Origin of the sequence: Streptomyces cadmiisoli (assembly GCF_003261055.1) — a bacterium.
GTDB lineage: Bacteria > Actinomycetota > Actinomycetes > Streptomycetales > Streptomycetaceae > Streptomyces > Streptomyces cadmiisoli.
Genome location: NZ_CP030073.1, coordinates 2087897 through 2109177, shown reverse-complemented (window position 1 = coordinate 2109177; position 21281 = coordinate 2087897). Strand labels below are relative to the sequence as shown.

General features: G+C 71.5%; 20 protein-coding genes. 10 read left to right on the top strand and 10 right to left on the bottom strand.

Annotation, left to right across the window (positions count from 1 at the left end):
• Positions 1-107: 107 nt before the first annotated feature.
• A complete protein-coding gene (locus DN051_RS08765) occupies positions 108-572 on the top strand; it encodes a MarR family winged helix-turn-helix transcriptional regulator (RefSeq protein ID WP_053759039.1) in 465 nt (154 codons plus the stop codon).
• Here DN051_RS08765 and DN051_RS08760 read toward each other — a convergent pair whose 3' ends face one another.
• Positions 573-1574, bottom strand: a complete 1002-nt coding sequence (locus tag DN051_RS08760; protein WP_112438439.1) for a DUF3048 domain-containing protein — start codon at positions 1572-1574, stop codon at positions 573-575.
• A gap of 238 nt (positions 1575-1812) precedes the next feature.
• Here DN051_RS08760 and DN051_RS08755 point away from each other — a divergent pair, with 238 nt between their 5' ends.
• The gene (locus DN051_RS08755) at positions 1813-3003 is read left to right on the top strand and encodes a zinc-dependent alcohol dehydrogenase (protein ID WP_053759038.1); all 1191 of its coding nucleotides are present in this window, start codon (positions 1813-1815) and stop codon (positions 3001-3003) included.
• A 39-nt stretch (positions 3004-3042) separates the two neighbouring features.
• Here the strand turns inward: DN051_RS08755 and DN051_RS08750 are convergent, their stop codons facing one another.
• Positions 3043-4113: an ATP-dependent DNA ligase gene (locus DN051_RS08750; RefSeq protein ID WP_053759037.1), complete on the bottom strand. Its 1071-nt coding sequence runs from the start codon at positions 4111-4113 to the stop codon at positions 3043-3045.
• A 74-nt stretch (positions 4114-4187) separates the two neighbouring features.
• On the opposite strand from DN051_RS08750, the gene ligD reads away from it, so the two are divergent.
• Positions 4188-5213 carry a non-homologous end-joining DNA ligase gene (gene ligD / locus DN051_RS08745; RefSeq protein ID WP_112438438.1) on the top strand — a complete coding sequence of 342 codons (1026 nt, stop codon included), beginning with the start codon at positions 4188-4190 and terminating at the stop codon, positions 5211-5213.
• On the opposite strand, the gene DN051_RS08740 is transcribed toward ligD, so the two are convergent.
• Positions 5200-7356: an OmpL47-type beta-barrel domain-containing protein gene (locus tag DN051_RS08740; RefSeq protein WP_112442168.1), complete on the bottom strand. Its 2157-nt coding sequence runs from the start codon at positions 7354-7356 to the stop codon at positions 5200-5202. The genes ligD and DN051_RS08740 overlap by 14 nt on opposite strands.
• Before the next feature lie 44 nt (positions 7357-7400).
• Positions 7401-9890, bottom strand: coding sequence for a ThuA domain-containing protein (locus tag DN051_RS08735; RefSeq protein WP_199314909.1), 2490 nt, complete (start codon positions 9888-9890; stop codon positions 7401-7403).
• Between the two features lie 197 nt (positions 9891-10087).
• Here DN051_RS08735 and DN051_RS08730 point away from each other — a divergent pair, with 197 nt between their 5' ends.
• Positions 10088-11053, top strand: a complete 966-nt coding sequence (locus tag DN051_RS08730) for a multicopper oxidase domain-containing protein (RefSeq protein ID WP_053759035.1) — start codon at positions 10088-10090, stop codon at positions 11051-11053.
• A gap of 172 nt (positions 11054-11225) precedes the next feature.
• On the top strand, positions 11226-12281 hold the full coding sequence (locus DN051_RS08725; RefSeq protein WP_112438437.1) for a LacI family DNA-binding transcriptional regulator: 1056 nt from the start codon (positions 11226-11228) through the stop codon (positions 12279-12281).
• Positions 12282-12329: 48 nt separating this feature from the next.
• Here the strand turns inward: DN051_RS08725 and DN051_RS08720 are convergent, their stop codons facing one another.
• The gene (locus DN051_RS08720; RefSeq protein WP_053759033.1) at positions 12330-13124 is read right to left on the bottom strand and encodes a VOC family protein; all 795 of its coding nucleotides are present in this window, start codon (positions 13122-13124) and stop codon (positions 12330-12332) included.
• 295 nt (positions 13125-13419) lie between these two features.
• On the opposite strand from DN051_RS08720, the gene DN051_RS08715 reads away from it, so the two are divergent.
• Positions 13420-13665: a WhiB family transcriptional regulator gene (locus DN051_RS08715; protein WP_053759032.1), complete on the top strand. Its 246-nt coding sequence runs from the start codon at positions 13420-13422 to the stop codon at positions 13663-13665.
• 193 nt (positions 13666-13858) lie between these two features.
• Here DN051_RS08715 and DN051_RS08710 read toward each other — a convergent pair whose 3' ends face one another.
• From DN051_RS08710 to DN051_RS08695, 4 genes are all read right to left on the bottom strand, one after another.
• Positions 13859-14839 (bottom strand): acyl-ACP desaturase, encoded by a 981-nt coding sequence (locus DN051_RS08710; RefSeq protein ID WP_112438436.1) that lies wholly within the window; start codon positions 14837-14839, stop codon positions 13859-13861.
• 214 nt (positions 14840-15053) lie between these two features.
• Positions 15054-15830, bottom strand: coding sequence for a dimethylargininase (gene ddaH, locus DN051_RS08705; RefSeq protein ID WP_053759030.1), 777 nt, complete (start codon positions 15828-15830; stop codon positions 15054-15056).
• A 251-nt stretch (positions 15831-16081) separates the two neighbouring features.
• On the bottom strand, positions 16082-16318 hold the full coding sequence (locus DN051_RS08700; protein ID WP_112438435.1) for a hypothetical protein: 237 nt from the start codon (positions 16316-16318) through the stop codon (positions 16082-16084).
• A complete protein-coding gene (locus DN051_RS08695) occupies positions 16311-17951 on the bottom strand; it encodes an ABC-F family ATP-binding cassette domain-containing protein (protein WP_112438434.1) in 1641 nt (546 codons plus the stop codon). The genes DN051_RS08700 and DN051_RS08695 overlap by 8 nt, the downstream gene beginning before the upstream one ends.
• Here DN051_RS08695 and DN051_RS44990 point away from each other — a divergent pair.
• A complete protein-coding gene (locus DN051_RS44990; RefSeq protein ID WP_159054054.1) occupies positions 17935-18117 on the top strand; it encodes a hypothetical protein in 183 nt (60 codons plus the stop codon). The two genes, DN051_RS08695 and DN051_RS44990, sit on opposite strands and share 17 nt — an antisense overlap.
• A 174-nt stretch (positions 18118-18291) precedes the next feature.
• On the opposite strand, the gene ssgD is transcribed toward DN051_RS44990, so the two are convergent.
• A complete protein-coding gene (gene ssgD, locus DN051_RS08690) occupies positions 18292-18708 on the bottom strand; it encodes a spore wall synthesis regulator SsgD (RefSeq protein WP_053759027.1) in 417 nt (138 codons plus the stop codon).
• Positions 18709-18921: 213 nt separating this feature from the next.
• Between ssgD and DN051_RS08685 the strand changes: the two genes are divergently transcribed.
• The 3 genes from DN051_RS08685 to DN051_RS08675 all read left to right on the top strand — a co-directional run bounded on the left by DN051_RS08685 (position 18922) and on the right by DN051_RS08675 (position 21194).
• Positions 18922-20043, top strand: coding sequence for a WD40/YVTN/BNR-like repeat-containing protein (locus DN051_RS08685; protein WP_246040980.1), 1122 nt, complete (start codon positions 18922-18924; stop codon positions 20041-20043).
• Positions 20044-20126: 83 nt separating this feature from the next.
• Positions 20127-20450 carry a hypothetical protein gene (locus DN051_RS08680; protein ID WP_053759025.1) on the top strand — a complete coding sequence of 108 codons (324 nt, stop codon included), beginning with the start codon at positions 20127-20129 and terminating at the stop codon, positions 20448-20450.
• Between the two features lie 51 nt (positions 20451-20501).
• Complete coding sequence (locus DN051_RS08675; protein ID WP_053759024.1) at positions 20502-21194, top strand: endonuclease V; 693 nt, start codon at positions 20502-20504, stop codon at positions 21192-21194.
• The last annotated feature ends 87 nt before the right edge of the window (positions 21195-21281 follow it).

Below are 21281 nucleotides of genomic sequence, written 5' to 3'. Positions count from 1 at the left end.
GGGATTCCCGGGCGGGGTGATCGCCATGCCCCTCGCCGCCCCGGCGACACGACGCCACCACCGCGCTATGGTCAGTGCACTGACGGAATCGACCACGGGGAGCCGACATGGCGGCGACGGACCTCGCCAACCACCCGGGGCATCTGGCCCGGCGGCTCCAGCAGGCGCACCACCTGCTGTGGAACACGATGGTCTCGGAGCAGATCACCTCACCGCAGTTCGCCGTCCTCGACGTGCTCGTCGACGAGCCGGGCCTCGATCAGCGTTCGGTGGGGGAGCGGGTCGGCCTGGACCGGTCCACCGTCGCCGAGGTGATCGGCCGCCTCGGCCGTCGCGGACTGCTGGACAAGGCCCGCGACCCCCGCGACGGCCGCCGCTTCCTGCTGCGCGCGACCGACGAGGGCGTGCGCGCCCACCGCAAGCTCGCGGTGCGCACCGCCCGGATGAACCAGGTCCTCCTGGCGCCGCTGTCCGCGGCCGAGCAGACCCAGTTCCTCGAACTCATCCGCAGGGTGTCCGACGCGGCGGAAGGACTCCGCAACCCCGCGGAGTCCCATGCCGCGCATCCGTGATCAGGCCTTCACCAGGACGACCCACACCTGGCCCGGGGCGAGGTTCACCGGCGTGCCGTCGCCGGTCGTGAACCGGGTGCCGTCGCCGGCCGTCGCGCGCCGCCAGTTCACGGAGTGCGTCGTGCCGTCCCGCAGCACCAGTGCCTTCCCGGTGCCCACCGTCTCGCTGAACGGGGTGTTGTTGCCGCGCGCGTCGAAGTACTCCGACCTGCGCACGCGCACGTACTGCACCACCACGGTCGCGGGAGCCAGCCGGGTGCCGTCGGCCGTCGTCGCGGGCGTCCCGTCCATCGTGACGAGATAGCGGCCTCGTTCCGCGGACCAGGTGAAGGTGAAGCGGGCCGCCGGGAAGCGCACCGTGCGGGTCCGCTGCGCGGTTCCGCCGGCCGGGGCCGCGCCGAAGGTGAAACCGGTGGTCAGGGCCTCGGCGCCCGGGGCCTCCGGCAGCACGCGCCCGGGGCGGAGGTACAGATTGTGCGGGGCGGCCTCGTCCGCGGCCCGGAAGTACGCGCCCGACGTCCGGCCGGGCGGCTCGGCCCGCAGCGGGGCCCCGTCGATCAGCGGGGTCAGCTTGCGCTGGGCGCCGGAGAAGGCGAGCGTCGGCCGGTCGAACTGGCGCAGCAGTTCGAGGTCGGTCTCCCGGGCGCTGCGCACCGGCCCGACCACCTTCGGCAGCCGGCTCGCGTACACCGCCATCAGCCGGCTCAGCCCGCCCTCGACCTGCTCGACGTAGACGACGTCCGCCTCGGTCAGGCCGGTCTGCGGCCGGGCCCCGCGGACGTTGTCGATCTTCACGGCGAGTACCGGACCGGCGTCGGCGACGGCCTCGTCGTCGCCGGAGTCACTGGGCCGCGGGCTCGGTGTGGGCGTCGTCGCGGGCCCGCGCCCGTCGTCGGCCGGGCCGCGGCCGTTCGTGCAGCCCGTCGTCAGGGAGGCCGTCATCGCCGCCGCCAGCAGTACCACCGCCGCGGCGGCGCGCCGCGCCCGCGCCGTTCGTCCCATGCCCACCGTCGCCACCCACCCAGTCCCGTGTCGTTGATTGTGCGCTTATCCGTTCATCGCTTGCCATACCTGAGCAGATACGTCGACTTCTGACCGCCGAATGCGTCGACGGCTCGCGGTGAATACGCCGATCGGCCCACGGGTCCGGTAGACGGTTCGCCCCGGTCAGCCCGGGTACCCGGGCCGAGCCGCAGAACCGGCGACCGGGAACTCGGGCAGGCGGAGGGAGCGCGGCACGATGAGGGCTGTGACGTGGCAGGGCAGACGGGACGTCCGGGTGGAGAACGTGCCCGATCCACGCATCGAGGAACCGACCGACGCCGTCATCCGCGTCACCTCGACCGGGCTGTGCGGCTCCGATCTGCATCTGTACGAGGTCCTCACCCCGTTCATGACGCCGGGCGACATCCTCGGACACGAACCGATGGGCATCGTCGAGGAGGTCGGGCCCGGAGTGCCGGACCTGGCGGCCGGCGACCGCATCGTCGTGCCGTTCCAGATCGCGTGCGGCAACTGCTGGATGTGCCTCGACTCGCTGCCCACCCAGTGCGAGACCACCCAGGTGACCGGCGAGGGCATGGGCGCCGCCATGTTCGGCTACACCCGCCTGTACGGCTCGGTGCCGGGCGGCCAGGCCGAGTACCTGCGCGTCCCGCAGGCGCAGTTCGGCCCGATCAAGGTCCCGCACGGGCCGCCCGACGACCGCTTCGTCTATCTGTCCGACGTGCTGCCCACCGCCTGGCAGGCCGTCGCCTACGCCGACGTCCCGCGCGGCGGCAGCATCGCGGTCCTCGGACTCGGACCGGTCGGCGACATGGCCTGCCGCATCGCCCAGGCCCTGGGCGCCGGGCGGGTGTTCGGGGTCGATCTGGTCGGCGACCGGCTGCGGCGGGCCCGGGAGCTGGGGGTGGAGACGTTCGACCTCAGGGTCTTCGACGACGAGAAGGAACTCGTGGCCGCGATCCGCGACCGGACGGACGGCCGCGGCCCCGACGCCGTGATCGACGCGGTCGGCACCGAGGCGCACGGCAGCGCGGCGGCCCGGCTGGCCCAGCAGGCCTCCGCGCTGCTGCCCCGGAAACTGAGCGGCCCGCTCGCCGAACGCTTCTCCGTCGACCGGCTCGCCGCCCTGCACACCGCCATCGACCTGGTGCGGCGCGGCGGCACGCTGTCCCTGGCCGGCGTCTACGGCGGCACGGCCGACCCGCTGCCGATGCTGACCATGTTCGACAAGCAGCTCCAGATCCGGATGGGCCAGGCCAATGTGCGCCGCTGGACCGACGAGATCCTGCCGTACCTCACCGACGAGGACCCGCTGGGCGTCGACGGCTTCGCCACCCACCGGCTGAGGCTCGACGAGGCGCCGCTCGCCTACGAGATGTTCCAGCACAAGCAGGACGGCGCCGTGAAGATCCTCATGGAGCCCTGATCCACGCCCTCGGGGGACCGGTCACCCGCCCGGGGCGCCTCAGGTCTGCGGGGCGAAGATCTCCGCCAGGTCGTAGCGCACCGGCTCCTCCAGCTGGGCGTACGTGCAGCTCTCCGGCGTCCGGTCCGGCCGCCACCGGCGGAAGCGGGCCGTGTGCCGAAAGCGCGCCCCGTTCTCCATGTGGTCGTAGGCCACCTCCGCCACGCGCTCCGGCCGCAGCGGCACCCATGACAGGTCCTTCTTGCCCGACCAGCGGCTCGGCGCGCCCGGCAGCCGGGCCGACTCGTGCGCCGACTCCTGCGCCCAGGCCGCCCACGGATGCCCCGTGACGTCCGCCATGCGCAGCGGCTCCAGCTCCTCGATCAGTTCCGCCCGCCGCTTCATGGCGAACGCGGCGGACACGCCCACGTGCTGGAGGGCACCCCGGTCGTCGTAGAGGCCCAGCAGCAGCGAGCCGACGACCGGGCCGCTCTTGTGCAGCCGGTAGCCCGCGACGACGACGTCCGCCGTCCGCTCGTGCTTGACCTTGAACATGGCCCGCTGGTCGGGGAGGTACCGCAGGTCGAGCGGCTTGGCGATCACCCCGTCCAGACCCGCCCCCTCGTACTGCTCGAACCATCGCCGGGCCGTGTCGATGTCGGTGGTCGCCGGCGCCACGTGCACCGGCGCCCGCACCCCGGACAGCGCCATCACCAGCAGGGCACGCCGGTCACCGAGGGGTACGTCCAGCAGCGACTCGTCGGCCAGCGCCAGCAGGTCGAAGGCGACGAACGAGGCCGGAGTGCGCTCCGCGAGCGTCCGCACCCGGGACTCGGCGGGATGGATGCGCTCGCTGAGCGCGTCGAAGTCCAGCCGCCCCTCGCGGGCGACGACGATCTCCCCGTCGAGCACGCAGCGCTGCGGCAAGCGCTCCTTCAGCGCCGCCACCAGCTCGGGGAAGTACCTGGTCAGCGGCTTGGTGGTGCGGCTGCCGAGCTCCACCTCGTCCCCGTCGCGGAACACGATCGCGCGGAAGCCGTCCCACTTGGCCTCGTAGTGCATGTCCGGTGGAATCTTCGCCGCGGACTTGGCGAGCATCGGCTTGACGGGAGGCATCACCGGCAGATCCATGCTCCGATTCTGCGCCCGGCGGCCCCCGTCCGCCCGGTGTGCGCACGGACCGGCGCGGGCCTACGGTGGCTCGCATGGGCGAAGCGGTGGAACTTCAGGCGGGCGGCCGGACCGTACGGCTGTCCAGCCCGGACAAGGTGTTCTTCCCCGAGCGCGGCTACACCAAGCTGGACCTCGCCCGGTACTACCAGGCGGTCGGCCCCGGCATCCTGCGCGCCCTGCGCAACCGGCCCACCACCCTGGAGCGCTACCCGGACGGCGTCACCGGCGAGTCGTTCTTCCAGAAGCGGGCCCCGAAGAACATGCCCGACTGGATCCCCACCGCCCACATCACCTTCCCGAGCGGACGCGCCGCCGACGAGATGTGCCCCACCGAGGAGGCCGCCGTCCTGTGGGCCGCCCAGTTCGGCACGCTGACCTTCCACCCCTGGCCGGTGCGCCGCGACGACGTGGACAGCCCCGACGAACTCCGTATCGACCTCGATCCGCAGCCGGGCACCGACTTCGACGACGCCGTCCGCGCCGCCCACGAACTACGCGCTGTCCTCGAAGAGTTCGGCGGTCTGCGCGGCTGGCCCAAGACCTCGGGCGGACGCGGGCTGCACGTCTTCGTGCCCATCGAGCCGCGCTGGACCTTCACCCAGGTCCGCCGAGCGGCCATCGCGGTCGGCCGGGAGCTGGAGCGCCGGATGCCGGACCAGGTGACGATCAAGTGGTGGAAGGAGGAGCGCGGCGAGCGGATCTTCGTCGACTACAACCAGACCGCGCGGGACCGCACGATCGCCTCCGCCTACTCCGTACGGCCGCGCCCGCACGCCCCGGTCTCCGCGCCGCTGCGCTGGGACGAGGTCGGCGTCGCGCATCCGCGGGACTTCGACCTCGCGACCATGCCCGCGCGCTTCGCCGAACTCGGCGACGTGCACGCGGGCATGGACGACCGGCGTCACTCCCTGGAGGCCCTGCTCGAACTGGCCCGCCGTGACGAGCACGATCACGGGCTGGGCGACCTGCCCTACCCGCCCGAGTATCCGAAGATGCCGGGCGAGCCGAAGCGGGTCCAGCCGAGCAGGGCGCGCAAGCAGGGACCTACAACTCCTTGATCCTGATGTCGCGGAACGAGACCACGTCCGTCGTGCCGTGCACCTGGAGCCCGATGTAGCCGGAGGCGAACCGCCGCCCGTCCGTGCCGGGGTCGTCGGAGCGCGGCGGAGTGAACTCCTGGCCGCCGGTGTTGTCGAACTCGTTGATCAGCACACCGTTGCGGTAGACCGAGTAGTGCTGGTCGACCACCCGGATCTCGTAGTCGTTCCAGGTGCCCTTCTGCGTCACGCCCGCGCCGGCCAGGCCCACGCGGTCGAAGCCGTAGACGGACCCCGTCTTGTACATGTCGCCGTCGGGCCGGTCCAGCACCTGCACCTCGTGCCCGTACTTGATGGCGACCCACTCCGGCCGGGACTCCTCCGGATGCTCGTGGACGTAGGGGAAGCGCACGAACACACCGGAGTTGGCGTTGCCCGTGCCGGGAGCGTCGTCCCGCCACTGGAGCCTGAGCGAGAAGTCACCGTACTTGCGCTGCGGGAACCACAGCATGCCCAGGCCGGCCTTGGTGGTGCCGCTGGTGATCGATCCGTCGGTGTTCTGCGCGAAGGAACCGCCGCCGACGTGCTGCCACTTGGCGAAGGAGTCCGCGCTGCTGTCGAGGATCGAGCGGTAGCCCTCGGTCTGGCCCGGCTTGCCGATGCCGGACTGGCGGGCGGCCTTGTTGATCGCCCGGTACTCCCGCTGGTCGACGACACCGTCCTTCTTCAGCTGGTCGAGGACCGTCTGCACGTGCTTGAGGAACAGCGCGTGGGACGTCCACTCCTTCTCGTCCTCGATCAGCTCGTTGATCCGGCACCGGTTCTCGGTGAGCCGGTTGGGCACGCCGGAGTCGACGGTGCCGACGATGACCGTCCGCCGCTCGTCGTACTCGGGGCAGTCGGGCGCCGGCACCCCGCCGCCCGCCACCACCGTGAAGCTGACGCTGCGCGCCTCGGAGGTGTTGCCCGCCTCGTCGCTCGCCCGGTACGCCATGGTGTGCGGGCCCACCCGGTCGACGACCAGGGGTCCGGCGTACGTGAGGTAGGGGCCGCCGTCGAGCGAGTACTCGACGCTCGCGACGCCCGAACCGCCCGTGTCGGTCGCGCTGACGGTGACCTTGGCGTTGCCCACGTACGCCCCGTCGGAGTTCCGGGTGCCGTCCACGGTCACACCGGTCACCGGCGGAGTGGTGTCCTGCGGCGGCGCGGCGACCACCGTGAACTCGACGCTCTTCTCGGCCGCCACGTTGCCCGCCTTGTCGGTGGCGCGGTAGCGGACGGTGTGTGCGCCGGCCTCGTGCACCATCACCGGCGCGGTGTACGGCTGCCAGCCGCCGGAGGCACCGATCGCGTACTCGATGGTGTTGACCCCGGAGCCCGTGTCGGACGCGGTGACGGTGACCGTCGCCATGTCGACGTAGGTGCCGTCGGGGTTCCGCTCACCGGTGACGGTGGCCGAGGTCTCCGGCGGCGCGGTGTCGTCCGTCGGCACCGGCACCACCGTGAACTGGGCGCTCTTCTCCGCGGACACGTTGCCCGCCTTGTCGACCGCCCGGTAGCGGACCTCGTGATCGCCCACCTGGTCGACGACGACCGGCGCGGTGTACGGCTGCCAGGCGCCGGCGTCGCCGATCGCGTACTCGATCCGCTCGACCCCGGATCCGTCCGCGTCGTCGGCCGTGACCTGGACGCTCGCGGAACCGACGTACTCGCCCTGGGAGTTCTGCGTGCCGAGCACCTCGGCCGAGGTCGTCGGCGCCGTGGTGTCCTCGCCGCTGCCCTCGGTCACCACCAGGATGCCCTGCATCTGCCCGTGGCCGGGGATGGTGCAGTAGTAGAAGTAGCGGCCCGGGGTCAGGGTGACCTGAGCCGTGTGCCGCCCGCCCTGGCCGTCGTTCGGATTGGCCAGGATGTTCAGCTGGACGTCGTTGTTGAACTCGGGGTCGGACGTGATGAACGTCAGCGTGTGCGGCATCCCGGTGGTGTTGCCGGTCGCCGCGCTGTTCTCGAACACGATCGTCGCCGGACCGGCGACCGCCGTGGCGGGCGCCGACGCGTACTTGGTGATGTCGTTGCCGGCGGTCCAGTTGAGCACCTGCTCGGCCGCCCGGCCCGGTGGGTCGGTCTGCCCCACCGCGACGATCGACTGCAGGCCGAGCAACATGAGCACGGCGGCGAACACGGCCGTCCAGACTCTTCGTCGGCGTATCACTTCGACCCCCTCGCCAGCTGGTCGGCGGCCGGGGTCGGCCCGCCGCCGGTGTAGGTCACGCGCCACAGTGCCGACTTGGCGTCCGAGGTGAAGAAGCCGCGCCCGTAGTCCAGGACGTACAGCGCGCCGTCCGGACCGAACTTCCAGTCCATCAGGTTCTTGATCCCGTCGTTGCCGATCGGCACGATCTTCTTCAGGGACTCCGAGTGCACCGGCAGACCGCCGTCGGCCTGTGTCTTCGGATCCATCAGCACCGCGTTGCGCGGCTGATCGGCGTCGTAGAAGTCGCCGACGAACCACTTGCCGTCCCAGTAGGCGGGCCATTTGACGGTGCTGCCGGCCGAGACGTCGCCGATCCGGTAGACCGGACCGTTCATCGCGGCCTGCCCGCCGCCCTTGAGCCAGGGCAGCCCGTAGGTGGCCTCCTCCTGCTTGTAGGAGGGCACGCCGTTCGCGTCGCGCGGGAAGTCGGGCGCGCCGCCCTGCGGTGAGTACCAGATGTTGTTGCCGGTGACCGGCGGGAGGTTGACCAGGCCGTCGTTGTTCGGGGACTCGTTCTTCGGGTGGTCGCAGTCGTACCAGCCGAGCGGCTTGGTCGGGTCCGGCAGGTTCCGGTCTCGGTAGGGCTGCTTGTTGCCCATGCAGTACGGCCAGCCCCGGTTGCTCGCCTCGGTGATGGCGGCGAAGGTGTCGTACTTGGCGGGACCCCACACCGTCGAGGGAGTCGAGGCGTCCGGGCCGACCCAGCCGGCGTACAGGACGTCGGTCGCCTTGTCGACGAAGATGCGCGCAGGGTTGCGGACGCCCATCACATAGATCTCACCGCGCGTCTTGCCGCCGCCCTCGGCGGTCTCCCGCCCGGTGAACAGGTTGCCGTCGGGGAGGGTGTACGTCCCGTCGGGTTCCGGGTGGATGCGCAGGATCTTGCCGTTGAGGTTGTTGGTGTTGCCGGCGGTGCGGCGCGCGTCGGCGTAGGACACGCCCTTGTAGTTCGGCTCGGGGTTGTTGCCCGAGTAGCCGTCGCTGAACCGGCTGGAGTTGTTGTCGCCGGTCGCGATGTACAGGTTGCCCTTGGAGTCCCACGTCATACCGCCGCCCGAGTGGCAGCAGCTGTGGATCTGCACCGGCCACTTGAGCAGCACCTTCTCGCTGCCCAGGTCGAGCTTGTTGGTGGCGAGGTCGAGCGTGAAGCGGGAGACGCGCCGCTCGGCCATCCGGGTGTCCCGGTTGATCTGCGCGTGCGGGGTGTAGTGGAGGTACACCCAGCCGTTCTGATCGAAGCGCGGATCGAGCTCGATGCCGAGCAGGCCCTCCTCGACCTTGACGAACTCGTCGCCGCCGCCCTTGTTGCCGAACACCGACAGGGCGCCCGCCAGGGTGACCTGCCCGGTTCTCGGGTCGTAGACGTGGACCTCGCCCTTGCCCTTGCCGATGTCGGGGTTGTTCCAGTCGGTGACCACCGGCTGCGAGCTGTCGGCGCCGCCGCGGCCGATGTACAGGACGCGGCCGTCGGGAGCGGCGACCAGTCCGTGCGGTTCGCCGATCTGGTCGTTCTGGCCGGCCTGATTGGGCCGGGTCAGCCGCTCCGCCTTGTAGTTGCCGTTGACGGTCGCCTTGCAGTCGGCCTGCACCAGACGCGTGGTCCACAGCAGGGCGCCGCGCAGATGCGTCCGGAAATCGGTCTCGTCGTAGGACGACACCGTGCCGCCCATGCCGGTGTAGAAGGAACGGCCGCCGTCGTAGTCACGGCACCAGCTGATCGGATGGTCCCAGCCGTTGGCGCCGGTGCCGGGCTGGTACGTCGACTCGCGCACCCGCGCCACCGTGTGCACGTCGCCCGAGGGGTTCTTCACCCAGTTCGGCCACTTGTCGGGACGCTTCCACGTCACCGGCAGGTCCTTGGTGGCGGGATGCAGGCGGTCGCCGACCTCGACGGTGGCACGCTGCGCGGAGGTCGGGCTGGAGGCCGCCGGGCGGGCCCCGACCAGACCGGTGAACCAGCTCGAGTACGGTTCGGCGCGGGCGGCGTCGTGGATGCCGACGAATCCGCCGCCGGCCTCCATGTAGGCCTCGAGTCCGGCCTCCTGCTCCGCGTCCAGGACGTCCCCGCCGCCGGTCAGGAACACGACCGCGTTGAACCGGCCCAGCCGCGTGCCGTTGGTGAACACCGAGGCGTCGTCCGTGGCCTCGACCTTGAAGCGCTGGTCGGTGGGACCGGTCAGCCCGATCCGCTCGATCGCCTCGATACCGGCGTTCACGACGGGAGACTCGTCGCCGGGTGCCGCGGACCCGTGGAAGATCAGCACACGTACGTTGGCGCCGCCGGGCGGCGACTTGACGGACATCGTTGTCAGGGACGGATCCGGCGCCGGAAGCGCACCGGCGCTCGAGCCTGACAGCAGGCCCGCGGTGACTAACCCGGCGGTCAGGGCGGCCGTCCAGGCCCGCCTCGACCTCCTCTTCCTGCGCAACTCCCTGGATTCCATGGGTCTGTGGTGCGAAGTGGACCGCATGTGGTCACTCACCCCTCGTCGGTCACAGCAACAGCGCCTAGGAAGCTAGACCTCTTTGCCTGACTCGCCAATAGGTATGACCGGGATGGAACAAACTTTGTCCTGAGTGTGGATAAACGCCGCGCGTCCCGCTACCGTCTCGAACTCCGTACCGGAGTGGGGAGTTCGGCGTGGACAGACGTGGGTTCAACCGACGGGTCCTCCTGGGTGGCGCGGCCGTCGCGGCGACATCGTTGTCGGTGGCGTCGGAGGCGATACCGGCCGCCGAGACGGTCAGGAAGGCCCCGGCGGGCGGCGAGGTGAGGCATCTGAAGATCTATGCCGAGAAGCTCGCCGACGGACAGTTGGGTTACGGGTTCGAGAAAGGCAAGGCGACCGTCCCGGGTCCCTTGATCGAACTCAACGAGGGCGACACCGTGCACATCGAGTTCGAGAACACGACGGACGTGACGGCGAGTCTGCATGTGCACGGGCTGGACTACGAGATCTCCAGCGACGGCACGAGGATGAGCGGCAGCGCCGTCGCACCGGGCGAATCCCGCACCTACACCTGGCGCACGCACGCGCCGGGCCGCCGTTCGGACGGCACCTGGCGGGCGGGCAGCGCGGGCTACTGGCACTACCACGACCATGTGGTGGGCACGGACCACGGCACGGGCGGCATCCGCAAGGGGCTGTACGGGCCGGTGATCGTGCGCCGGAAGGGCGACATCCTCCCGGACAGCACGCACACGATCGTCTTCAACGACATGACCATCAACAACCTGCCCGCAGGCCCCGACTTCGAGGCCACGGTGGGCGACCGGGTCGAGTTCGTGATGATCACGCACGGCGAGTACTACCACACCTTCCACATGCACGGTCACCGCTGGGCGGACAACCGCACCGGCATGCTGACAGGCCCCGACGACCCGAGCCAGGTGATCGACAACAAGATCGTCGGGCCCGCCGACTCCTTCGGCTTCCAGGTGATCGCGGGCGAGGGGGTGGGCGCCGGCGCGTGGATGTACCACTGCCATGTGCAGAGCCACTCCGACATGGGGATGGTGGGGCTGTTCCTGGTGAAGAAGCCGGACGGCACGATCCCGGGCCACGACGGCGGGGCCCACCGCTCCGGGGGCTCGCACGCGCACTGAGGGCCGCTCCGGCCGAGGGGTCGCTCCGGGCGGCGGATCCACCGCCCGGAGCGACCCGACGGCACGGCCGGAGCACGGGTCCGTGGCGGCGGCCCGCCGAGGGAGAGCGCTCTCACGCCCTCGGCGGCCCGCGGACTATCCTGATCGGCAATCGCCGGTGAGGAGTGCCGAAGTGACCGAGGCAGTGACCCGCCCCACGCTGGAGGCCGTGGCCGCACGCGCGGGGGTGTCCCGTGCCACCGTGTCCCGGGTGGTCAACGGCGGGGACGGTGTCCGCGAACGTCTCGTCGAACGCGTCCGCCAGGCGGTCGACGAACTCGGCTACGTCCCCAACCAGGCCGCCCGCAGCCTGGTGACCAGACGTCACGACGCCGTCGCCGTCGTCATCGCGGAACCCGAGACCCGGGTCTTCGCCGACCCCTTCTTCGCGCTGCAACTGCGCGGCATCAGCAAGGAGTTGACCGCCCACGACAGCCAACTCGTGCTGCTGCTCACCGAGGGCCGCGACGACCACGCCCGGGTGGGCCGCTATCTGGCCGGCGGGCATGTCGACGGGGCGCTGGTCTTCTCGCTGCACCTCGACGACGCGCTGCCCGGCCTGATCCGGCACGCCGGCGTCCCGACCGTCTTCGGCGGACGTCCCGGCTGGAGCGACGGCACGCACCGGGCGGTGTACGTGGACAGCGACAACCGGGGCGGCGCCCGAACCGCCGTCCGTCATCTGGTCGGCCTGGGCCGTACGCGCATCGCGCACATCACCGGCGCCCTCGACCAGACCTCCGCGGTGGACCGGCTCGACGGCTTCCGCGACGTCATGGCCGACGCCGACCCGCGGCTGATCGTCGAGGGCGACTTCAGCCCGGCCGGGGGAGAGCGGGCCATGCGCGAACTCCTCGACCGCTGCCCCGACCTGGACGGCGTGTTCGCCGCGAACGACATCACCGCCGCGGGCGCCCTGCGGGTGCTGCGCGAACGGGGGCGGCGTGTGCCCGACGACGTGGCCGTGATCGGTTTCGACGACATGCTGCCGGTCGCCGAGCAGACCGACCCGCCGCTCACCACGATCCGTCAGGACATCGAGGAGATGGGCCGGCTGATGGCCCGCCTCCTGCTGCGCCGCCTGGACCGCCGCAACGCCGACGGGGAGGGGGAGCAGGCCCCGGACGCCGGGGACGACACCGCGGGTGTGGTCCTGCCGACCACGCTGGTGCGGCGCGCGTCGGCGTAGCGGGGGCGCCCGGGGCCGTCGTGGGGTCTTCCCGGGCCGGGCGGTCCGTCAGGCGTCCTGCGGCGGTGCGGTCCTGATCACGGCGAAGCGGGCGCCGTACGGATCGGCCAGTTTGGCGACGCGGCCGACGTCCGGCACATCCGTGGCCGGCATCCGGACCCTGCCGCCCAGCTCCTCTGCCTCGGCGACCACGGCGTCCGTGTCGGTGACCTCGAAGTACGGCAGCCAGTAGGCGCCCGTCGCGGCCTCCGCGGGATCGTCGGACAGCGCGACGAAGCCGCCGAACACCGTGTCCTCCTCCTGACCGGCCGGGTTGACGCACGTGTAGGCGCCGCCGGGGAACAGGACGGACGAGGTCTCCCAGCCCAGCACCGAGTGGTAGAACCCCGCGGCCGCGGGGACGTCCGGAACGTACAGTTCCAGCCAGCACAGCGCGCCGGGCTCGTTGAGCACGTCCACACCCTCGAGCGCGGCCGGCTGCCAGATGCCGAACGGCACCCCGGCGCTGTCGGCCACGATCGCCATGTGGCCCTGGTCCATCACCTGCATGGGCCGCATGCGCACCGTGCCGTGCGCCTGCTCGACCGCCTCGGCCGTGGCCCGGGCGTCCGCGCTGCGGAAGTACACGGTCCAGGACGGCGGGCCCTGCTCGGCGGGGTTCTGCATGCCACCGGCGACCTTCCGGCCGTTCAGCTCGAAGAAGCCGTAGCCGCCAGCTTCGGGTCCCGCCGACTCGAACCGCCAGCCGAAGAGGGCGCCGTAGAAGGAGGCGGCGCCGTCGAGGTCGGTGGTGCCGAGGTCGACCCAGTTGGGAGCGCCGTTGACGAAACGGGTGGTGAGCATCCTCGCACTCCTTGCGAAAGGGGGCCCGTTGCCTGCACTGCCGAGTCTCGCACCGCCTGCCGGCAATCGCTGGCGCGACCACGCCGTGGCCGCGTGCCGGTGGCACCGACCGCCGTGCCGGGTGCCGCCGGTGCCGCGGCCTTCGCGCGACCGGGTGCTTTCCCGGTGCCGCGGCTTCCGCGCGCCGCCGTGCGCCCGGGCGTCGGCGCGGTCATCATCGGGACGGCCGGAGGTCTGCGGGCGGCGTTGATCCGACGTTGATCGAACGTTTTTCGCCGTCCGGCACGCTCGGGGCATGCACTCCGAAACGATCAGCCCCGCCGATCCCGCCTGGCGGAGCCAGGCCCTGTGCGCGCAGACCGGGGCCGAGTTCTTCTTTCCCGAGCCGGGCAGCTCGGTGCGCGAGGCGAAGCGCATCTGCGGTATGTGCGAGATGCGCTCCGCCTGCCTGGAGTACGCCCTGGCCAACGACGAACGCTTCGGCGTCTGGGGCGGACTGTCCGAGAAGGAACGGCTTCAGCTCCGGCGTTCCTCGCACTGACCCGCACCGGGGGATCCGCCGTCGTGGGCCGATGTGACCGATCCGGCCGGTTCTGTTCGCCGGAACCGGCATCGGTGGCGCCGGGCGCGCCAGGACCGGCCGCCCCTCACGGACGTACGTGCGCACCCGCGCGTACAAGCACGGCCCGGGCACCGTACGCGCGCCCCCCGACGCGCGTCCGGCCCCGCACCCGTCAGACCGAGGCGGCGGCGCGCGCCGCCATACGGGCCTTGCGGGCCGCCAGCTTCTCGTCGAACTTCGCGGCCTCCGTGTCCAGCCCGTGCATGTACAGGCCGAGTTCCTCCTGGGCCTTCATGCCCTCGGGGCCGAGGTCGGCGATGTCCATGACCTTGAGGTGGCGCAGGACGGGCTGGAGCACGTCGTCGTGGTGGATGCGGAGGTTGTAGACCTCGCCGATGGCCATCTGCGCGGCGGCCCGCTCGAAGCCCGGCATGCCGTGGCCGGGCATACGGAAGTTCACCACTACGTCCCGCACGGCCTGCATGGTCAGGTCGGGCGCGAGCTCGAACGCCGCCTTCAGGAGGTTGCGGTAGAAGACCATGTGCAGGTTCTCGTCGGTCGCGATGCGGGCCAGCATGCGGTCGCAGACGGGGTCACCGGACTGGTGGCCGGTGTTGCGGTGCGAGATGCGCGTGGCGAGTTCCTGGAAGGCGACGTACGCCACCGAGTGCAGCATCGAGTGCCGGTTGTCCGACTCGAAGCCCTCCGCCATGTGCGCCATGCGGAACTCCTCCAGCTTGTCCGGGTCCACCGCGCGCGAGGTGAGCAGGTAGTCCCGCATCACGATGCCGTGCCGGCCCTCCTCCGCCGTCCAGCGGTGCACCCAGGTACCCCAGGCTCCGTCCCGGCCGAACAGGGTGGCGATCTCGTGGTGGTAGCTGGGCAGGTTGTCCTCGGTCAGCAGGTTGACCACGAGGGCGATACGGCCGATCTCGGTGACCTTGGACTGCTCCTTGTCCCAGGCATCGCCGTCCTCGAACAGGCCGGGGAAGTTGCGGCCGTCGCTCCACGGAACGTACTCGTGGGGCATCCAGTCCTTGGCGACCTTCAGATGCCGGTTGAGTTCCTTTTCGACCACTTCCTCCAGTGCGTACAGCAGCCGGGCGTCAGTCCAGGCGGAAGAGCTGCCGAGGTGAGGAGAGGTGATCGACACGGGTACTCCAGGGGGACGTGGGACAAACCGATGGAATCGGCGAGCGGATGCCGCAACCTACGGAATCGTAGGCTACGAATCCGTAGGTTACGAAGCCGTAGGTTAAGTGCGCTGTAAAGATCGCTGTTCAGGCGCCGTCCCCAGGTCCGCGAGGCATTCCGATCCTCCGGAATCGGGTGGATTCCGGTGCGTCGTCCGACGTGGTGTCGTCCGATCAGGCGTACAGATCGCGCAGCCGTACCGACAGGCAGGTCACACAGCCCTCAAGTCTCTCGAACTCGCTGATGTCCACGACGACCGGGGTGTACCCGAGCTCCTTGAACAGCTCGGCCGTCTTCGGGGCGCCGGCCGCCATGAGGAGTTTGTCGCCGCCGAGCAGCACCACGTGCGAGCCGGACTCCTCCGGCACGTGCAGGAAGCGCCCGAACAGCGACGGCGTGTCCATCAGCGGGATGTGCCCGACGACCGTGCCGTCGGGCAGCGCCGTCACCGCCGACTTCAGGTGCAGCACCTTGCTCACCGGCACGGCGACGACCCGGGCGCCGAGCGGTTCGAAGGCGGCGCGCAGCTGTTGGAGCCCGGCGGCGTTGGTGCGTCCCCCGCGGCCGACGTAGATCGTGTCGCCGATCTTCAGTACGTCGCCGCCCTCCAGAGTGCCCGGCTCCCAGACCCAGTTCACCGAACAGCCCAGGCTCGCCACGACCTCCTCGACACCCGCCGTCTCGGCCCGGCGCGATTCGGCGCCGGGACGCGCGATCAGGGCGACGTTCTTGTACATCACCACCGCGTCCTCGACGAACACGGCGTCGGGGCAGTCGTCGGCCGGGTCCACCTCGATCGTCTCCCAGCCGTGCGTGCGCAGGGCCTCCACGTACGCCTCCCACTGCTCCGTCGCGCGCGCGAGGTCCACCTCGGTGCGCTCGACATGGGTGACCAGCCCTTCGGCCAGGCGCGGGCCGGGGCGGCGGACGAGAGCCTTCTTGCTGGGCACGGGGAGGTCTCCGTATCGGGTGAACGTGCGGACGTGCGCGGGCGGAACCGGCCGGGATGCCGGCGCCCATCATGCAGGCCCGTTCCGGGTGACGACAGTCCCCCCGCCGGGGAGGGACCGGGTGTACGCCGGCCCGGGGCCGGACCGGCGTACACCTTCTGCCGGGAGCGTCTACCCCACCGCGCGCCGCAGATGCTCCCCGGTGACCGACACGGTCGACTCCAGGAGCCGCGCCGGTGTCCCCTCGAAGATCACCCGGCCGCCCGCCGCGCCCGGTCCCATGTCGACGACGTGGTCGGCGGACACTCCCGGACCAGATCGCGGGTCCTGCCGCTCAGGGCGGACAGGTCGCGCTTCAGGTACAGCCGCTCGAAACGGTCGGCCGGCCCCTCGTACTCCGTCGTCCAGGCGCCGCCCGAGCCGGTGACGGTGACCTTGTCATCCCTGGTCCCGGTGATCGTGATGTACGCGTGTGTGCTGTCAGGCATGCCGCCGACGCCAGGTGGGAAACCCGACAGCATCTGGCGTGATTTCGGTGAGTCCCTGGTCCATCAGCAGCCAGCGCGTGATGCCGATCGACTCCAGGAACGGCAGATCGTGACTGGCCACGACCAGCGCGCCCTCGTACGACTCCAGTGCGGTGGTGAGCTGCCGCACGCTCGCCATGTCCAGGTTGTTCGTCGGCTCGTCCAGCATGAGCAGCTGCGGGGCCGGCTCGGACAGCATCAGCGCCGCCAGCGACGCGCGGAAGCGTTCGCCGCCGGACAGTGTCTGCGCCCTCTGGTCGGCGCGGGCGCCCCGGAACAGGAAGCGGGCCAGCCGCGCCCGGATCCGGTTGTCGGTGGCGCCCGGCGCGAACCGGGCCACGTTCTCGGCGACGGTGAGTTCGCCGTCGAGGACGTCGAGGCGCTGCGGCAGGAACCGCAGCGGCACGTGTGCCGTCGCCTCGCCCGACACCGGTTCCAGCTCCCCGGCGATCGTCCGCAGCAGCGTCGTCTTGCCCGCGCCGTTGCGCCCGATCAGCGCGATCCGCTCCGGACCGTGCAGATCGAGACCGCCCGCGGCACACGCGCCGTGGGCGAGTTCGAGGTCCCGCAGGGTGAGCACGGACCGGCCCGGCGGCACCGCCGTGTACGGGAGGTCGACGCGGATCTCGTCGTCGTCCCGCACGGCCTCCACCGCCTCGTCGAGGCGCTCCCTGGCTTCGGCGAGCTTCTCCTCGTGCATGATGCGGTGCTTGCCCGCGGACTCCTGCGCCGCGCGCTTGCGCGCCCCCATCACGATCTTCGGTTCGCGCTTCTGGTCCCACATCTTCTGCCCGTACCGCTTGCGGCGGGCCAACTTGACCTGGGCGTCGACCAGTTCGCGCTTCTGCTTGCGGAAGTCGGCCTCGGCGGACCGCACCATGCGTTCGGCCGCCTCCTGCTCGGCTGCGAGGGCCTCCTCGTAGGCCGAGAAGTTGCCCCCGTACCAGGTGATCTCCCCGCCGCGCAGATCGGCGATCTGGTCGACCAGGTCGAGGAGCTCACGGTCGTGGCTGACCACGATCAGGACGCCCGGCCAGGCCGCGACGGCCGCGTGGAGCCGTTTGCGCGCGTACAGGTCGAGGTTGTTCGTGGGCTCGTCGAGCAGGAGGACGTCCGGCCGGCGCAGCAGCAGTGCCGCCAACCGGAGCAGAACGGACTCGCCGCCGGAGATCTCGCCGATCGTGCGCCCCAACTCGACGTGGCCGAGGCCGAGTTCCCCGAGGGTGGCGAGGGCGCGCTCCTCGACGTCCCAGTCGTCGCCGACCGTCTCGAAGTGCTCCTCGGCCACGTCGCCGGCCTCGATGGCGTGCAGGGCCGCCCGCCGGGCGGCGATGCCGAGCACCTCGTCGACGCGCAGCGAGGTGTCGAGCGTGACGGTCTGCGGAAGGTGGCCGAGTTCGCCCGCGACGCGGACGGTGCCGTCGTGCGGTGCCAGTTCCCGGGCGATCAGTTTGAGCAGGGTCGACTTCCCGGATCCGTTGACGCCGACGAGTCCGGTCCGGCCGGGGCCGAAGGAGACGTCCAGGCCGTCGAAGACGGGGGTGCCGTCGGGCCAGGCGAAGGAGAGCGACGTACAGGTGACGGAAGCATTCATACGGGCCTCGCGGTTGCTTGATGCGATCAGGGCAACGCGTATCGAGACACCGGGGGCGGCGACCACCGAGCGGGCCGGGGGAGCTCAGGGCGTGAGAAGGACGGAGGAAGCCCTGTTCCGCAAGGACGGCTGGAACGCCGAGGTCGCACGCTGCGCACACACCTGACAGGTGTGACGCGGTGTCTCAGGACCTCAGACGAGCAACGTCCTTCTCCAATCGGCGGCAACAGGACCGCTGTACACCGTACGAAGGGCTGTGTGCACTGTCAAAGGAATTTGGAAGCGCACTCGTGCCTGCCCCGCCGTCACGTCGGATCCGGCAGGCGACGTCATGTCCGGGTCAGCAGGCGTCGCGCATCAGCTCCGCCAGATCGTGGTCGAGGTCCAGGTGCGTGTGCTCCAGACCGTCGGGCACCAGGGCGCGGGTCGCCTCCAGGAACCGGCGCAGCTCACCCGAGCGGACGTGCACCACGGCGGTGCCCTCGGGGGCGTGGAACTCCAGCACCGTGCGGTCGTAGCCGTAGGGCCGCACGCGCACGTCGCCGTCGCCGCGGGGGCTGTGCAGGCCGGTCGCCAGCAGTTCGCGGGAGAAGGTCCAGCAGACCTCCTCGCCCCCCAGCGTGGCCGGTGCCGGGAACGTCATCCGGACGGCGAACGGGTCGTTCAGGTCGTAGCGGAGCGTCGCGGGGATGTTCGGCATCCGCGGCGCGGCGGCGACGAGGCGGGCCTCGACGGGCTGCTCGATGACGGTGGACAACGCCTTGCTCCCTTGTGACGGCCGGACGGACTTCCGGGAATGACGCCGGGCACTGGAAGAGACGACGGAACCGGCCGATCCGTGCACACGCTCGGCGTGACGTCCGTCACCGTCGCGCGTGATGGACGTGATCCGGCCAGTCCGCCGCATCCGGGCTTCGGCGGTCCCGGGCCCTCTGGACGGCGTCGGAGCGCTGGGCTAGCTTCGCCCGCCATGAGGCGCTTGGGGAGCACGCGGCGGACGGTACGGGAGACACGGGCGAGGCGCACGGGCCGGGCGGTGATCACGGGCCTGCTCTGCGCGGCGGCGCTGACCGCGGCGACGGCCGTGCCGGCGGGGGCGCACACGCCGGAACGCCGGGTGCCGCACTGGGAACTCAGGGACAGCGGCACCCCCGACGTCCGTTTCCGGGGTCTGGCGGCCGTCAGCCGCAAGGTCGCCTGGGTGTCCGGAACCGGGGGCACCGTCCTGCGCACCGTGGACGGCGGGGCGAGCTGGCGGAACGTCTCGCCGCCGGGCACGGCCGAGCTCCAGTTCCGGGACATCGAGGCGTTCGACGCGAGGCGGGCCGTGGTCCTGGCCATCGGCGAGGGCGAGGCGTCCCGGGTGTACCGCACCGAGGACGGCGGAGCGACCTGGACGGAAGCGTTCCGCAACACCGACGCGCGGGCCTTCTACGACTGCATGACCTTTTTCGACGGCCGTCACGGCCTGGCCATGAGCGACCCCGTCGACGGCAGGTTCCGGATCCTGTCCACCCGTGACGGCGGCCGGTCCTGGAAGGTGCTGCCCGACACGGGGATGCCGCCCGCTCTCGCGGGTGAGGCGGGATTCGCGGCGAGCGGACAATGTCTGGTCTCCGCCGGTCCGCGGGACGTCTGGATGGCCACCGGGGGCGGTGCGCACGCGCGTGTGCTGCACTCGGCCGACCGCGGGTTGACCTGGCGGGCCGCCGAGGCGCCGATCCCGGCGGGCGATCCGGCCCGCGGTGTGTTCGCGCTGGCCTTCCGGGACCGTGCGCACGGTCTCGCGGTGGGCGGTGACTACCGACCCGACCAGACGTCACCGCGTGCCGCGGCGCACACCCCCGACGGCGGCCGTACCTGGCGCTCCGCCGCCACCGCGCCGCCCGCCTACCGCTCCGGCGTCACCTGGCTCCCGCACAGCCGCACGGCCGCCCTCGCGGTCGGCCCGACGGGCACCGATCTGACCACGGACGGCGGCCGCACCTGGCGGACGGTCGACTCGGGGTCGTACGACACCGTCGACTGCACGCCCGACCTGGGCTGCTGGGCCGCGGGAGAGCAGGGGCGCATCGCCCGGCTGGAGCACTGACCGCGCCGGGAATGCCGTATTCGCTCCCGATGTGGGTACCCGCCTCCGGGAACCCGACAGGACACCAGGGGAAGTGAGCGGCCATGCCACGCGGTTCGAGTCCCAAGCGGGAGCGCCAGTACGAGCACATCAAGCAGAGCGCCCGCGACCGGGGTGAGAGCACCGAGCGCGCCGAGGAGATCGCCGCGCGCACGGTGAACAAGGAACGCGCCCGGGCCGGGGAGTCCAAGACCGCCGGCCGGACGTCCACGCAGGACATGTCGTCCGGCCGGCGGGGCGGCCTGCGCTCGGGGCACGGGGCCCAGGGACCCACCTACGACCAGCTGTACGAGGAGGCCAAGCGGCGCAACATCCACGGCCGTTCGGACATGAACAAGCAGGAGCTGCGGCGCGCGCTCGGCAAGTGACCGGCCCGGCCACCGGGGAGCCGGCCGCTGCCCCGTACGCTCGGCACCACCATGACGACCGTGAGCATTCCCGCGGGCTGGCCCGCGACCGAGGAACAGGCCAGGGCGGTCCAGGACCGGCTGCGCGAGCGGGTGGTGCTGGACGAGCCCGGTCCACCGCCCGGGACGGGGCACGTGACCGGCGTCGACGTCGCCTACGACGACGAGCGGGACGTGGTGGCGGCAGCGGCCGTCGTGCTGGACGCGGCCACGCTCGCGGTGGTCGCCGAGGCGACGGCCGTCGGGCGGATCTCCTTCCCGTACGTGCCCGGCCTGCTCGCCTTCCGCGAGATCCCGACCGTGCTGGCCGCCCTCGACGCCCTGTCCCGTCCGCCGGGACTCGTCGTCTGCGACGGCTACGGCCTGGCCCACCCGCGCCGCTTCGGCCTCGCCAGCCATCTCGGCGTCCTCACCGGCCTGCCGACGATCGGCGTCGCCAAGAACCCGTTCGCCTTCACCCATGACGATCCGGCCCCCGCCCGCGGGTCGGCCGCACCGCTGCTGGACGGGCCCGAGGAGGTCGGGCGCGCCCTGCGCACCCGGGACGGGGTCAAACCGGTGTTCGTGTCGGTCGGCCACCGCGTGGACCTCGACACGGCCTGCGCCCATGTACTGCGGCTGACGCCGCGTTACCGGCTGCCGGAGACGACCCGGCTCGCGGACTCCCTGTGCCGGCGGGCCCTGCGCGACTCCGTCGGCCGCTGACCGGGGCACGGCCGGGACTCGGCGTCGGGGCCCGGCCTCGTCGCGTCACAGACAGGTGGTCGCGTCGGTACGGTCACACGGCTGGGC